11 protein-coding genes, 1 tRNA gene and 1 pseudogene are annotated in these 14,526 nt (G+C 36.0%); all 13 read left to right on the forward strand.

Annotated features, from left to right (window positions below; translation table 11 throughout):
- Positions 1 to 13: 13 nt before the first annotated feature.
- On the forward strand, positions 14 to 1,558 hold the full coding sequence (locus GA0061081_RS06540; RefSeq protein ID WP_091348547.1) for a complex I subunit 4 family protein: 1,545 nt from the start codon (positions 14 to 16) through the stop codon (positions 1,556 to 1,558).
- A gap of 6 nt (positions 1,559 to 1,564) precedes the next feature.
- Positions 1,565 to 3,310, forward strand: coding sequence for an NADH-quinone oxidoreductase subunit N (locus GA0061081_RS06545; RefSeq protein WP_091348551.1), 1,746 nt, complete (start codon positions 1,565 to 1,567; stop codon positions 3,308 to 3,310).
- Between the two features lie 185 nt (positions 3,311 to 3,495).
- The gene (gene yajC, locus GA0061081_RS06550; RefSeq protein ID WP_091348553.1) at positions 3,496 to 3,825 is read left to right on the forward strand and encodes a preprotein translocase subunit YajC; all 330 of its coding nucleotides are present in this window, start codon (positions 3,496 to 3,498) and stop codon (positions 3,823 to 3,825) included.
- Positions 3,826 to 3,884: 59 nt separating this feature from the next.
- Entirely contained in the window at positions 3,885 to 5,741 is a 1,857-nt protein-coding gene (gene secD, locus GA0061081_RS06555) for a protein translocase subunit SecD (RefSeq protein WP_091348556.1), read from the forward strand.
- A gap of 15 nt (positions 5,742 to 5,756) precedes the next feature.
- On the forward strand, positions 5,757 to 6,752 hold the full coding sequence (gene secF, locus GA0061081_RS06560) for a protein translocase subunit SecF (protein ID WP_091348765.1): 996 nt from the start codon (positions 5,757 to 5,759) through the stop codon (positions 6,750 to 6,752).
- 126 nt (positions 6,753 to 6,878) lie between these two features.
- Positions 6,879 to 6,954: transfer RNA gene (locus GA0061081_RS06565), tRNA-Ala, on the forward strand.
- Between the two features lie 367 nt (positions 6,955 to 7,321).
- Positions 7,322 to 7,594: a chorismate mutase gene (locus tag GA0061081_RS06570; protein ID WP_091348768.1), complete on the forward strand. Its 273-nt coding sequence runs from the start codon at positions 7,322 to 7,324 to the stop codon at positions 7,592 to 7,594.
- Between the two features lie 89 nt (positions 7,595 to 7,683).
- On the forward strand, positions 7,684 to 8,199 hold the full coding sequence (locus GA0061081_RS06575; RefSeq protein ID WP_091348559.1) for a ClbS/DfsB family four-helix bundle protein: 516 nt from the start codon (positions 7,684 to 7,686) through the stop codon (positions 8,197 to 8,199).
- A 32-nt stretch (positions 8,200 to 8,231) separates the two neighbouring features.
- Positions 8,232 to 8,465, forward strand: coding sequence for a Pathogenicity locus (locus tag GA0061081_RS06580; RefSeq protein ID WP_091348561.1), 234 nt, complete (start codon positions 8,232 to 8,234; stop codon positions 8,463 to 8,465).
- Between the two features lie 204 nt (positions 8,466 to 8,669).
- Positions 8,670 to 10,637, forward strand: coding sequence for an extracellular solute-binding protein (locus tag GA0061081_RS06585; protein WP_209435382.1), 1,968 nt, complete (start codon positions 8,670 to 8,672; stop codon positions 10,635 to 10,637).
- 1 nt (position 10,638) lies between these two features.
- Entirely contained in the window at positions 10,639 to 11,727 is a 1,089-nt protein-coding gene (locus GA0061081_RS06590; RefSeq protein WP_091348563.1) for a microcin C ABC transporter permease YejB, read from the forward strand.
- On the forward strand, positions 11,727 to 12,758 hold the full coding sequence (locus GA0061081_RS06595) for an ABC transporter permease (protein ID WP_091348566.1): 1,032 nt from the start codon (positions 11,727 to 11,729) through the stop codon (positions 12,756 to 12,758). Before GA0061081_RS06590 ends, GA0061081_RS06595 begins: the two co-directional genes overlap by 1 nt.
- Positions 12,755 to 14,329: pseudogene (yejF, locus tag GA0061081_RS06600) on the forward strand (microcin C ABC transporter ATP-binding protein YejF); the annotation flags it as partial. The gene GA0061081_RS06595 and the pseudogene yejF, both read left to right, overlap by 4 nt.
- Between the last annotated feature and the right edge of the window lie 197 nt (positions 14,330 to 14,526).

Consider the following 14,526-nt stretch of genomic DNA (forward strand, 5'->3'; position numbering starts at 1 on the left):
GGTGTAATCATTCATGTTGTTATGGCTTGTTTTTTTACCTGTAATAGGCGGATTTATTGGTTGGTTATGCCATGTATGTCTACAACGAGGCGTTGTTTCTGTCAATGTACAAATTCGTTGGTCAAAATTACCAATAATTGTAGCATTTATCACTATTTGTATTACATTATTGATGACGATAATATTATGGATAGATGCCGTAAATGTATTAAATCAAGGGGAAAACTGGATAAAAGAAATTAATTTGGATTGGATCCCCTTATTAGGTATTCATTTTCATCTTGTTTTAGACGGTCTATCGATGGTTGTGATCACTGCAACTCTATTCATCGTGTTATTAACGATTGTTTATTCAAGCAAAGAAAGTCTAAATAATCTTGGCTTGTTTTATTTATGCCTATTATTTATGACATCAGCCATTATGATGCTATTTGTAATCGCTGATTTATTTTTAATGTTCTTCTTTTGGGAAGCCGTTGCGATTCCTATCTATTTTTTAATTTCACTATGGGGACGACGAGATTCAAGCTCACAATTGCGTTTTAATGGTGCCAGCAAGTTTTTGATTTATACTCAATTAAGCAGCTTACTTATGCTTATCTCTATTGTATCACTAGCCTTAATTAACTGGAACTTAACAGGGCATTGGACCTTTGATTACCAGGTATTAACAAAAACGCCAATTTCAAGCGATACCGAATTTTTGCTCATGCTTGGATTCTTAGCCGCTTTTATCGTGCGAATCCCTTTTGTTCCTTTTCATGGTTGGTTTATTGAAGCCCATATGGAATCCTCAACAACTGGATCGATGATGATCAGTGGATTGTTACTTAATACTGCAGCATTTGGCTTACTGCGTTTTGTTATACCGCTATTTCCTAATGCTTCCATCATGATTATGCCAATTATGTTAGTTCTTGCTCTGCTTACAATTGTTTATGCTGCGCTAGTTGCATTTAATCAAACGGATATTAAAAAACTTATTGCTTATATTCATATTGCGTTAATGGGATTTGTTACAGCCATTATTTATAGCGGTTCTGTTGTTGCTTATCAAGGTGTGGTTATTCAAATGATCGCTATCAATTTAGCAATAGTTGGCATGTTTATAATTAGTGGATTATTGGGGGAATGTTACTCAACACGAAACATAACTCAGTTTATTGGTCTTAAAGAGCGAGTACCTTATCTATCTTCATTTACCTTGTATTTTATCTTAGCCGTATTGGGCATTCCTGGCACAGCTAATTTTGTAGGTAATTATATGATGTTACTTGGTAGTTATAGTACTTTTTCGTTCTATACAATTTTTCTCGTAATTGGCTTATTATTGCTGTCTATTTCATTTATTGTCCGTATGCAGCCTATTTTTTATGGAGCTGTCGATAAAGGGGCCGCACCAAAATATCTTCTTAGTAAAAAAGATCTTTTGTTATTATCAAGCACTTTAATTGTCCTTATTTTTATTGGTTTGTATCCTCAAGTGGTTTTAGATATGTCTTATTCTGTTGTGAATCAAACACAACAATACATCACTACCGAGCGAGTGGGAGAGTAATCACCTATGATAGCTTTATCGCCTATTTTTGTATTAAGCTTTGCCATCATTGTTTTATTGTTTTTATTGTTTGTTTTTAAAATAGGTACCAAAGGATGCGCTATTTTAACGGTATGTGGATTATTCTGCGCATTAATTTTTTCTGTGGTGGTTGGTTATAAAATTTCGTTTAGCACGCAAGCTATTACGGATATTAGCAGTGACAATATGCAAATATCGGTATCAACTTCTGATCCTATTAAAGAACCCAATCCATCGAACGAAGAAACAATTGCAATTGATTCCGTACCTACGGAATCGGTGGAATCACCAAATGAAAACATAAGTATTGACGATAATATCGACAACAGTGCTGTTGATAATAATGGTGATATAAATATGGATGCTAACTCTAATTCCCATATTGATGATGGTTCTGGCATTGACGATCCTTCAATGGCAGAATGGAAAGCGCGCCATATCACCGCACTTTTCACCTGCGATGGCTACGGCTTACTTTATACCAGTTTGATTTTGATGATATCCATTGCAGTTGCATGCTTTGCTTATCGTTGGTTTAAGCAAGAACAGGTTCAGCACGGATTATTTTATTTAATTCTGCTTTTTATGGTATTAGGTGGTGTAACACTGGTATACGCCAGTCATTTAATCGCATTTTTTGTTGGAATTGAACTATTATCCATTCCCTTTGTGGGATTAATTGGTTATCAATATACACAGACTCATTCATTAGAAGCTGCTGTTAAATATATGATTTTATCGGCTGTTGCTAGCGTATTTTTATTGATGGGAATCGCTTTTTATTATGCAACGACAGGAGAGTTGACTTTCAGCGGGTTAAGTTACCAGCTTTCAACGATGTCTTACCCAAGCACATTACTACTAATAGGTGTTTGCTTGATGTTAGTTGGTATTGGTTTTAAATTATCACTGGTGCCATTTCAACTTTGGTTGCCTGATGTTTATCAGGGGGCACCAACGGTTGTCGCCTTATTATTATCAACAGTTGGAAAAGTGGCAGTGTTCTGTGCCATCGCAAGGCTATTCCTATTGGCACCGATCGTTAATAATGAAACTATCCGTATTATTTTAGTTATTATGGCTTTTTGTTCTATTTTGTGGGGCAATTTACTGGCGTTAAAGCAAAGTAGCTTAAAGCGATTACTTGCTTATTCATCAATAGCGCATTTCGGCTATTTATTTACGGCTTTAATTGCTGTTCAGTATCAAGTGCTTGCATTAGAAACCATTGGTGTTTACCTAATTGGCTATATTTTAGCTAATATCTGTATATTAGGTGCTATCAGTTTAGATTCGCATTCTAATGAACTGCAAGACCATGAAAACGAAATTGATCTTTCAGGTCTATTTTGGCGCAGGCCAATCCTTGCATTAGCGATGGGCATTGGCTTTTTATCTTTAGCAGGGACACCTCTAACTGCCGGTTTCGTTGGACGATTTTTATTGGTGTTATTAGGCGTAACTGCGGAATTATGGTGGTTAGTTGCCGCCGTGGTTATTGGTAGTGCATTGGGGCTTTATTTTTATGCCCGTTTAATTATCAATCTTTACATTAAACCGTCTTGTCGAGATGGCCAAATGTTAAGTGGCACTTCGATTAAGTTAAAATGGACAGATATTAGAATAAGCGAGTTAATCATCGTATTGTGTGCCTTATTGACTCTACTTTGTGGAATTTACCCTAAATGGTTATTTAACTTAGTTAGCATGGCGCAATATTTAACTACGTAATTAACTTTTATCCGCCTTCATTGCTTGGTTGGCGGAGTTATATTAACCAAAGTATCTTAAAACACTTTTTATACTAAAACGCATACTTTCCTGAAATTTTTTTACAAGAAATAGTTAATAACAGATTTATTTATTGTGTTATAATTCCGACCTTTAAAAATTTAGTTTAAAACAAGAGGACCAGTATGGATTTTTTAATCTCTAATGCCTATGCAGCCGATGGTAGCCAACCAGGTGGCGATTATATTATGCCAATTATGTTAGTTGTGTTTGGTTTATTTTTCTATTTTATGATTATGCGCCCACAGCAAAAACGCGCTAAAGCACATCGTGAGTTAATGGCTTCAATTTCAAAAGGTGATGAAGTGTTAACTAGTGGCGGGCTTATAGGTCGTGTAGCAAAAGTTAACGAAAATGGTTACATCGCGCTAGAGTTAAATGATACGACTGAAGTTGTGATCAAGCGTGACTTTATCGCATCAGTTTTACCAAAAGGGACAATGAAATCACTATAATAGAGCTTTATCTATTGTGTTCATTGTATTAATTACCTAATCCTACAAGAGAATATGTCGTGTTAAACCGCTATCCTTTGTGGAAATACATCATGTTGGTCGTTGTTATTTGCTTCGGCCTTCTTTATGCACTTCCAAATATTTATGGTGAAGATCCCGCTATACAAATTTCAGGTTCAAATACTGCCGAAATCGATGTCGCTACACGAGATCAAGTTAAAAAACTTTTGTCCGATAATCATATCCAACCGAAATCATTAGTTTATGACAACAAATCGATATTGATTCGTGTTGGTGATAACGATACTCAGCTTAAAGCAAAAGAACTTATATCTGAAGCATTGGGTGAAAAGTATATTGTTGCATTAAATTTAGCACCAGCAACGCCTGCATGGCTTACTGTGTTAGGTGCCGAACCGATGAAACTGGGTCTTGATTTGCGTGGTGGTGTTCACTTCTTAATGGAAGTCGATATGACCACTGCATTAAGTAAACTCACTCAACAATCTATCGAAAACATCAAAGCTGAATTTACTAATAGCAAGTTAAACTATAAAACGATAAGCAAAGATAGTAATCAGCAAATTGTAATGCAATTTGATAATACTGAAGATCGCAATAAAGCCATTACCAAGATCAATGGAATACAAGACTATAAAGTGATCTCTCAACGCGACAACAGTATCGTCATCAATGTCAGTGAACAACGTTTACAACAAGCGAAAAATGATGCTGTACAACAAAATACTACCATTTTACGTAATCGTGTTAACCAACTCGGTGTTGCTGAACCAATTGTTCAACGTCAAGGGGCAGATCGTATTGTCGTTGAATTACCCGGCATACAAGACACTGCATTAGCCAAGCGTATTTTGGGAGCAACGGCAACACTAGAGTTTAGACAAGTTAACGAAGAGAGTACGTCTAATTTGCCGGCTATTCTAAATGGTGATAAGCGTATTCCTTATGGTTCAGAAATTCAGTATATGGAAGACGGTCGCCCAGTACTACTTTATAAACGCATTGTATTAACTGGCGATCATATTACCGATTCTTCATATCGCGTTAATCAATATGGTCAACCCGAAGTTGCTATTACACTTGATGGTTCGGGGGGTAAAAGAATGCTTGATTTTACCCAAAAAAATCTTCATAAAGCGATGGCAACCTTATTTGTTGAATACAAAGATACTGGTAAACGTGATGAAAACGATAAACCGATCTTTGAAAAACAAGAACGAGTTATCAACGTCGCGACTATTCAGGGTATTTTTAGTGATCGCTTCCAAGTAACTGGTATTGGTAGTATTGATGAAGCTAAAAATTTATCACTATTATTACGTGCAGGGGCATTAATTGCACCGATTCAGATTATTGAAGAACGAACCGTTGGGCCATCAATGGGGCAAGAAAATATAACCCAAGGCTTAGAATCTTGCGCATGGGGTTTATTGATTTCTGTCATTTTTATGCTAGTGATGTATCGTTTGTTTGGTGTGTTTGCAAGCCTTGCATTAGTTGCAAACTTAATTTTAATTGTTGGTGCAATGTCTTTACTTCCTGGGGCAACGCTAAGCATGCCCGGTATCGCAGGTATTGTATTAACTGTGGGTATGGCTGTTGATGCCAATGTACTGATTAACGAACGAATAAAAGAAGAGCTTAGTAATGGACGTGGCGTTCAGCATGCAATTAATGAAGGGTACGCCGGCGCTTGGAGCAGTATTTTCGATGCCAACCTGACCACTTTAATTACTGCTGTTATTCTTTATGCAGTTGGTACAGGATCAATTAAAGGTTTTGCCATTACACTAGGCATCGGTATTGTAACATCAATGTTTACATCGATTGTCGGTACTCGTGCATTAGCCAATCTTATTTATGGCGGTCGTCGCGTTAATAAGTTATCAATTTAGAGGTTTATTGTGAGTATTACTAAAAAACAAAATCATGATGTTAGAGAATTGAATCATGGTCGCAGAGTCCTCGACTTTTTAAAATTTGGCTTTATTGCTTTTGTTATTTCAATGTTATTAGTTGTCGCATCGTTTGTGGTTATTTTTGTTAAAGGATTTAATCTAGGACAAGATTTCACTGGCGGTACGACAGTTGAGCTCACCGTAACAAAAGCTGTTAACCTTGATGACCTTCGTAACAGTTTACGCAATGCTGGCTATCATGAACCGATAGTACAATATTACGGTAGTAGTAAAGATATCATAATTAGATTACCTTCGGCTAAGCAAGAAGACGGTGCTGCCTCATCTGCTATTGATAATGCACTAGGTACAAAAATTTCCAATTTAATCCATAAAGATATTGATGCAGAAGCTCAAATTAAACGGATTGAATTTGTCGGTCCAACAGTTGGAGCTGAACTTGCTCAAGATGGTGTTTTGGCTATATGTGCCGCATTAGTGTGTATTTTAATCTATATTGCATTTCGCTTTGAGTGGCGATTTGGTACGGGTGCGGTTGTTGCCTTAGCGCATGATGTTGTTATTACTGCAGGTTATCTATCACTATTTGAACGAGAACTTGATTTAACTATCATTGCTGCGATGTTATCAATTATTGGTTATTCACTTAACGATACCATTGTTGTTTTTGACAGAATTCGTGAAAATTTTAGAAAGATTCGCCGAGCAGAGCCTTACGATGTTATTAATATCTCGTTAACACAAACTTTGCATCGTACTTTAATGACATCAGGTACAACCCTTGTTGTGGTGATTATTCTGTATATTTTTGGTGGTTCAATGTTAAAAGGTTTCTCTGAAACATTAGGCGTTGGTATTGTACTTGGTACAATTTCATCAATTTATGTGGCTGCGTATATGTCACTTAAATTGGGCGTAAAACGTGAACACTTTATGCCACCTAAAATTGAAGCAGAAGGCGCAGATCAACCTTCAATATTGCGTTAATTATGTAAACTCTGCCATCAATAGGCAGAGTTTTATTAGCCTGTTTTTTAAACAAATAATATCAAATCGATTGACACTTATTATTTAGTTGCATATTATTAGCTACAGTTTTATCCCTTTCTATTTGGGGCCATAGCTCAGCTGGGAGAGCGCAACGCTGGCAGCGTTGAGGTCAGGGGTTCGATCCCCCTTGGCTCCACCAATCAATATTCTGTAAGATTCTTTAAAACCCACTTAAAGTATATAAAATTCTCGAAGTATTTGTTAGCAGATGCATGACCAAAATTTTTAGTTATATTATTGTGTTATTCAGTGGTTATCAATGAAAAACGAAATTGATTTAATAAATAAAAAAATCAATTAATTATTGAATATCTCCAAATATTAAACTCAATTCTATTAAAAGTGCACAATCAATTTTGTATATATAAATATAGTGCAACGATGACATCTACTAAGTGATACTTTTGTGCATAATCTAATAGTGATAGGATATAAAAAGTTAAATAAACAAAAGGTATAAAATCGTGACTTATAAACCTACCCAAGCGCCAAACAAATGTGAGAATATGAACCACATTCGTGCCGAAATAGATCAGATTGACCATTCCATAATTAAATTGCTTGCTACACGCTTTGAATACGTCAAAGCTGCCAGTAAGTTCAAAAAAAATACCACTGACGTACAAGCCAAAGAACGTTTTGACAGTATGCTAGAGCAACGAAAACAATGGTCGAATGAATTAGGACTTAATGGCGAAATCATCAAAGATCTATATGCAAATCTAGTACGATATTTTATCGATGAAGAATTGAAATATTTCAAAAACAAAGAAAAATAAAAACAGAGATTTCATTAAAAATATTTAGATAAGATATTGATTTTATGTTATCTTTAAAGATATGAATGATCTCATAAGAAGTAGGTGACATGGCTTATGCAACTAAACAGCAGTTATTAGATGAAATAAACAAAACGGCCAAGCTATTTATTGATGAGTTTATAGTTTTATCTGAATCACAAAAAGACTCTTTGGTAGAGGGCGTTGATCGTACTCCTGCACAAATGATTGCTTATCAACTCGGTTGGCTTAATTTGGTGAAATCTTGGGATGATGATGAACTTGCTGGTAAAACACCTGAATTACCGGCTTCTGGATACAAATGGAATCAATTGGGTAATTTGTATCAACAATTTTATAAAACATATCAATACCTATCATTACAGGCATTAATTCAAGCATTTAATCAGCAAATCACCATTTGGAATGATTGGATTCAATCTTTGAACGAAGACACTTTGTTTATAAAAGATAGCCGTAATTGGACTAAACCTTATCCTGAATCTTGGACTGTTGCTCGATTTATCCATATCAATTCTGTGGCGCCTTTTAAATCGTTTAGAGCAAAAATCAGAAAGTGGAAAAAGCTAAATGCATCAGTTTAAAATTATATTCAATATAATGTAAGGAGAATAATATGGCCTTTACAGAAACAGAACGACAGCAATTGATGGAGCTTAAATTTGTGGGTGCCAAAATTATTGAAAGACTTGAAGAGATGAACTTCGATTCTTTCGATAAATTGCGTAATGTTAGTTTAGATGAAATCCTTAATAAAGGTGCGTTATTAACAGGTTCAACTTGTTGGAAAAACAGTCATCAAGCAAAAACGGCAATAAGTAATATTTTAAGTTTGGTTAACAATGCGTAGTGTTGTTTGGTTTTTTATGAAATGCGTGTTTTAGCCAGCAATCTTATTTTATCTTCGTCTTATTAATTAGGTTTTGCTCATTTAGTTGAAGTTTGGCAAAATAGGCAACTTAGTTGAGGCTTGCCTTGAATGACTGATTTTTTAATAATCAATAAGAAGTTACATCATTATGCTATTGTTAAATAGAGCAGGAATGGAATTGGGATGAATAGTCGAATTAAACAACTTATAACAGTATTATTTATCTTGAGCTGCTTAAGCAGTATGGTCATTTGTTCTGCACCTGTTTTTGCTGATGAAGAACAGCCAATGCTTCTTCAGACAGAGTCTCAAACCGAGGTCGAAGTGGGTGTTAATCCCCTAACTCAATTACCTGAAACTAAGCAAATTGATATTGTTGGTCCACACCCAATACATGAGGAAATTTATCATAAGACTATCTATTCACTTTCCGGTCACCCTAAGTATCCAGATGATTTTCAACATCTTGATTATGTCAATCCTAATGCGCCAAAAGGTGGTGTGATTAAACTGGCCGAAATTGGCTCTTTTGATAATTTGAATCGCTTTGCTAGCCGTGGTGCACCTGAACGTAATTCTGGGGAGCTATATGATAGTCTTTTTACTAATACTGAGGATGATATTACCAGTTTTTATCCACTTATTGCGACGTCAATTACCTATTCTAATCAATATCGCTGGGCAGAAGTGGCGATTAATCCTAATGCCCGTTTTCAAGATGACAAACCCATTACGGCACACGATGTTGTGTTTACTTTTGATAAATTTATGACCGAAGGGGTGCCTCAATATCGTGTTTATAATAAAGGTGTTATGGTTAAAGCGATAGATGATTACCATGTGAGGGTTGATATTCCCGAGTCAGATCGTGAAAAGCTCCTTTCATTTGTTGGTAGTATGCGAGTTATCCCTAAACATTTTTGGCAAAATCATGATTTTTCAGAGCCATTAAGCACACCGCCAGTTGGTAGTGGTCCTTACTATATTAGTGATTATAAAATGGGGCAATATGTTGTGTATCGACGTAATCCCAATTATTGGGCGCGCGATTTGCCAATTAATAAAGGCTTAGATAATTTTGATGAAAAGCGTATTGATTACTATATGGATAATAGTGTTTCGTTAGAAGCCTTTAAAGCGGGCGAATATGATTTACGCGATGAAGATCAACCTAAAAATTGGTTTACTCAATATCAAGGTAAATATTTTGATGCTAACCATATTATTAAACAAGAAAAACCGGTTAAAACAGCAACCGATACTAAGTGGCTTGCATTTAATTTACAAAAAGAGCTATTCAAAGATATTAAAGTGCGAAAAGCTATCACACTAGCATTTGATTTTGAATGGTTAAATCATGCCTTTTATTATGATAGTTACAAAAGACCTTATAGTTTTTTTGAAAACACTATTTATGCGGCAAAGGGTAAGCCAACAGAGCAAGAATTGAAGTGGTTAAATCCTTATAAACATATTATTCCAGAAGCCGTTTTTAAGAATGCTTATTCTATTCCCAAAAGTGATGGTAAGGGCTTTAATCGTGATAATTTATTAAAAGCTGCTGAATTATTAAAACAAGCCGGATGGGTGATTAAAGACGGTAAGTTGATTAATGTTAAAACGCAACAACCGTTTGAATTTGAGTTGATCAGTTATCTTGGTAACGATATTAAATATGCGGTTCCATTTCAACAGAATTTAGCCCGTTTAGGGATTACCATGAAAATCACCTTATTAGATTCAGCACAACATTTACGTCGTGTTCGTGAGCGTGATTATGATATGGTTGCACGTAATTATTATGCTGTAAATTATCCAAATTCTAGTTTGTCAATGTTTTGGGGCAGTGAGTATCTTAACTCGTCATGGAACGCTTCAGGTTTACATAATACGGCTATCGATAGTATTATCGCTGAAATTATTAAAAATGTGGATAATCAAGAAGCACTTGTCCCATTAGGGCGTGCGCTGGATCGGATTTTAACGCAAGAATATCCAATGATTCCTATGTGGTATAATAGCAAATCGTACTATGCATACTGGAACAAATTTGGGCAACCAGCTATACAGCCAACTTATTCGATAGGGATTGATAGTTGGTGGTATGATGCAGACAAAGCAGCTAACCTGCCTAAAAATCGGGAACATTAATATGCTAAATTATTTTATTCGTCGATTGTTACTGATTATTCCAACATTATTTGTGATTTTAACAATCAACTTTTTTATTGTGCAAGTGGCACCAGGTGGACCGGTTGATCAGGCGCTTGCTATGATTGAAAATGGGCCGCAAGCAGGGCAAGGGCTATTGCCGGGGAGCGATAGTTCATCTACATCAGTACAACAGTATAAAAATGAGTCAAACTATCGTGGATCTCGAGGGCTTGATCCACAAGTTATCGCGATGATTGAAAAACAATACGGCTTTGATAAACCAATATTTGAACGTTATATCGAAACACTAAAAAAATACATATTATTTGATTTTGGTAACAGTTTTTTTAAAAGTGAATCGGTATTAGGATTGATTGCCAAAAGTTTACCTGTTTCAATTTCATTGGGATTATGGAGTACGTTAATTGTCTATCTGATCTCAATTCCTTTAGGTATTCGCAAAGCGGTGAAAGATGGTTCAGCGTTTGATTTTTGGTCAAGTACCTTAATTATTATTGGCTATGCCATTCCTCCTTTTTTGTTGGCTGTATTGTTGATTGTGTTGTTCGCTGGTGGTAGTTATTGGGATGTTTTTCCTCTTCGCGGTCTTATTTCGAATAATTTTGATCAACTTGACTTTTGGGGCAAAGTAAAAGACTACGCATGGCACATGTGCTTACCGACTATTGCTATGTCGATTAGCGGTTTTGCTTCCTTGACAATGTTGACAAAGAACTCGTTTTTAGATGAAATCCGCAAGCAGTATGTAATTACTGCGCGAGCGAAGGGGTTGAGCGAAAGACAAATTATGTATAAGCATGTTTTTCGCAATGCAACGTTACTGATTGTATCGGGCTTTCCTGCTGCTTTTATCGGTATTTTATTTACCGGTTCATTACTAATTGAAATCATCTTTTCGCTTAATGGGCTTGGTTTATTGGGCTATGAGGCAATTATTCAACGTGATTACCCTGTGATTTTTGGGACGCTCTATATTTTTACGTTAGTTGGACTCATCACAAAACTGCTATCTGATTTATCTTACATGATGATAGACCCACGCATTGACTTTGAGGCTCGAAACTGATGACCACACATTATTCTTTTAATCAACAACGCTGGCAACGATTTAAGCATAATCGCCGTGGCTATTATTCACTTTGGTTATTTTCGATCTTTTTTGTGATTAGCTTATTTGCTGATTTTATTGTTAACGATAGGCCCATTTTTATTAAATATCAGGATAATTACTATTCACCAATTTTTCATTTTTATCCAGAAACAGAGTTTGGTGGGCAATTAGAAACACAAACCAATTATCTTGACCCTACTATACAAAATAAAATAGAAGCCAATGGTTGGATTTTATGGCCGCCGTTTCGCTACAGTTATAGTACGCTAATCTATGATACGCAGAATACTTTCCCGACTCCGCCTTCAGCATCGCATTGGTTAGGTACAACCGATACGGGTTTCGATGTACTGGCTAATATATTATATGGTTTTCGTATTTCAATGTTTTTTGCTATTTTTTTGACATTGTTTACTTCATTTATTGGTGTCATCATCGGGGCAATCCAAGGTTATTATGGCGGAGCAGTAGATCTAATAGGGCAGCGATTTATTGAAATTTGGTGTGGTTTACCGAATTTATTTGTGATTATTTTATTAGCCAGTGTTTTGCCACTTAATTTTTGGTGGTTGTTAGGTATTACTGTTTTATTTGGTTGGATCGGGCTCGCCAACGTTGTGCGTACCGAGTTTTTACGGACTCGCAATTTTGACTATATTCGCGCAGCTAAAGCAATGGGGGTTAGTGATAGTAACATCATGTTTAGACACATCTTACCTAATGCGATAGTGGCAACATTAACTTTTTTACCGTTTATCCTCTGCGGAGCTATTACAACGATAACCTCGTTGGATTTTTTAGGTTTTGGCTTACCGATTGATTCACCATCGCTTGGTCGATTATTGCTGCAAGGTAAAAATAATTTACAAGCCCCTTGGCTTGGTATTAGTTCATTTTTAATTATAGCTACGTTACTTTCTTTACTTATTTTTATTGGTGAAGCAGTAAGGGATGCATTCGATCCAAACAAAGGAGCGTATCGATGAGTTCTCCTTTATTATCCGTTCAGGATTTAAGTGTTGCTTTTAGACGTGGTACGCAAACTACATCCTCCATCGTGGATCATGTTAGTTTTGATATTCATGAGCAAGAAACATTGGCTCTTGTTGGTGAATCAGGCTCTGGAAAGAGTGTTACCGCGCTGTCTATCTTACGTTTGTTAGGTAAAGAGCAAGTGGTTTACCCCACTGGCGATATTTTGTTTGAAGAAGCCTCTTTATTGCATGCACCAGACAAAGTGCTTCGTAAAGTACGCGGCAATCAAATTAGCATGATCTTTCAAGAACCAATGGTGTCATTAAACCCTCTACATACGGTTGAAAAACAACTTTATGAAGTATTAGCATTACATCGTGGTATGCGTCACAATGATGCGCGTTGCGAGATTTTGCAATATCTTGATCGTGTGGGAATTAAAGAGCCAAAAAGTAAATTATCGGCTTATCCGCACCAGCTATCAGGTGGCGAAAGGCAGCGAGTTATGATTGCTATGGCAATTTTAACCCATCCAAAATTATTGATAGCAGACGAACCCACCACTGCTTTAGATGTGTCAGTGCAGGCACAAATTATTCAGTTATTAAAAGAGTTAAAGAACGAACTGAATATGAGCATGCTATTTATTTCGCATAATCTTAGCATTGTTAAAAAGCTGGCCGATAAAGTAGCTGTTATGCAAAAAGGCGAAATTGTTGAATATAATAATAAGCAGCGCATCTTTTTACGTCCAGAACATAAATATACGCAAACACTATTAAATTCACAGCCAAATGGTGATCCGGCCCCTTTGCCTGATACTCCTGGAATACTGCTTAATGTAAATCATCTGAGTGTTGAAGTTATTGCCAAAAAGCGTTTATTTAGTAGTCAAAAAAAACAAATAGTTAATAATATTGGTTTTACTGTGCATCAAGGTGAAACCGTTGGGATTGTTGGTGAATCAGGATCGGGAAAAACGACTGTTGCACTAGCCATTTTACGCTTGATTAAATCACAAGGTAATATTGTATTTGATAGCCATTCTATACAAAACCTAACTGGCAAAAAACTATTACCGTTTCGTAGCCGCATTCAAGTTGTGTTCCAAGATCCGTTCTCATCACTTAACCCACGCTTTAATGTCGAGCAGATTATTTGTGAAGGATTAATGACACACAAAAAACTAAGCAAAGATGAGCGTGAAAAGGCCTTAATTGATATTATGCAAGAAGTTGGTCTTGATCCTGAAATGCGTTATCGTCATCCTACTGAATTTTCGGGTGGTCAGCGTCAGCGTATAGCCATTGCCCGAGCTTTAATTTTACAACCAGAGTTATTGATTTTAGATGAGCCGACTTCATCTTTAGATCATACTATTCAAAAACAGATTATTCATTTGCTTAAGTCATTGCAAGAAAAGTACCAGCTTAGTTATTTGTTTATTAGTCATGATTTAGCATTAGTTTATGCAATGTGTCATCAAGTAGTTGTAATGAAAGATGGCCGAATTATTGAGCAAGGTACGCGTGAAAAGGTTTTCTACTCTCCAGAAGAAGAATACACCAAGGCGTTACTTTCATTTTTAGATAGACGACCTCGTAAGCAAAGTAAAATCTTGATACATCAGGAAAAGGTTGAAACAGCTGAAAAAGTAGAAACTACAGCAAAATTTGCTCATAACGATGATACACAACAACATCAACAGCAAAGTAAGGAGCCAGACAAAAAGGTTAATTGGGGCGATGCGCTGTTAATGCGTAAAAAATAAATATTTAA

Source organism: Gilliamella bombicola (assembly GCF_900094945.1).
Lineage (GTDB): Bacteria > Pseudomonadota > Gammaproteobacteria > Enterobacterales > Orbaceae > Gilliamella > Gilliamella bombicola.

Bases quoted from the DNA above. Each gene is read 5' to 3' on its own strand.
- GA0061081_RS06540 (WP_091348547.1), top strand. From the start codon at position 14: ATGTTGTTATGGCTTGTTTTTTTACCTGTAATAGGCGGATTTATTGGT.
- GA0061081_RS06545 (WP_091348551.1), top strand. From the start codon at position 1,565: ATGATAGCTTTATCGCCTATTTTTGTATTAAGCTTTGCCATCATTGTT.
- yajC (WP_091348553.1), top strand. From the start codon at position 3,496: ATGGATTTTTTAATCTCTAATGCCTATGCAGCCGATGGTAGCCAACCA.
- GA0061081_RS06570 (WP_091348768.1), top strand. From the start codon at position 7,322: ATGAACCACATTCGTGCCGAAATAGATCAGATTGACCATTCCATAATT.
- GA0061081_RS06575 (WP_091348559.1), top strand. From the start codon at position 7,684: ATGGCTTATGCAACTAAACAGCAGTTATTAGATGAAATAAACAAAACG.
- GA0061081_RS06580 (WP_091348561.1), top strand. From the start codon at position 8,232: ATGGCCTTTACAGAAACAGAACGACAGCAATTGATGGAGCTTAAATTT.
- GA0061081_RS06585 (WP_209435382.1), top strand. From the start codon at position 8,670: ATGAATAGTCGAATTAAACAACTTATAACAGTATTATTTATCTTGAGC.
- GA0061081_RS06590 (WP_091348563.1), top strand. From the start codon at position 10,639: ATGCTAAATTATTTTATTCGTCGATTGTTACTGATTATTCCAACATTA.
- GA0061081_RS06595 (WP_091348566.1), top strand. From the start codon at position 11,727: ATGACCACACATTATTCTTTTAATCAACAACGCTGGCAACGATTTAAG.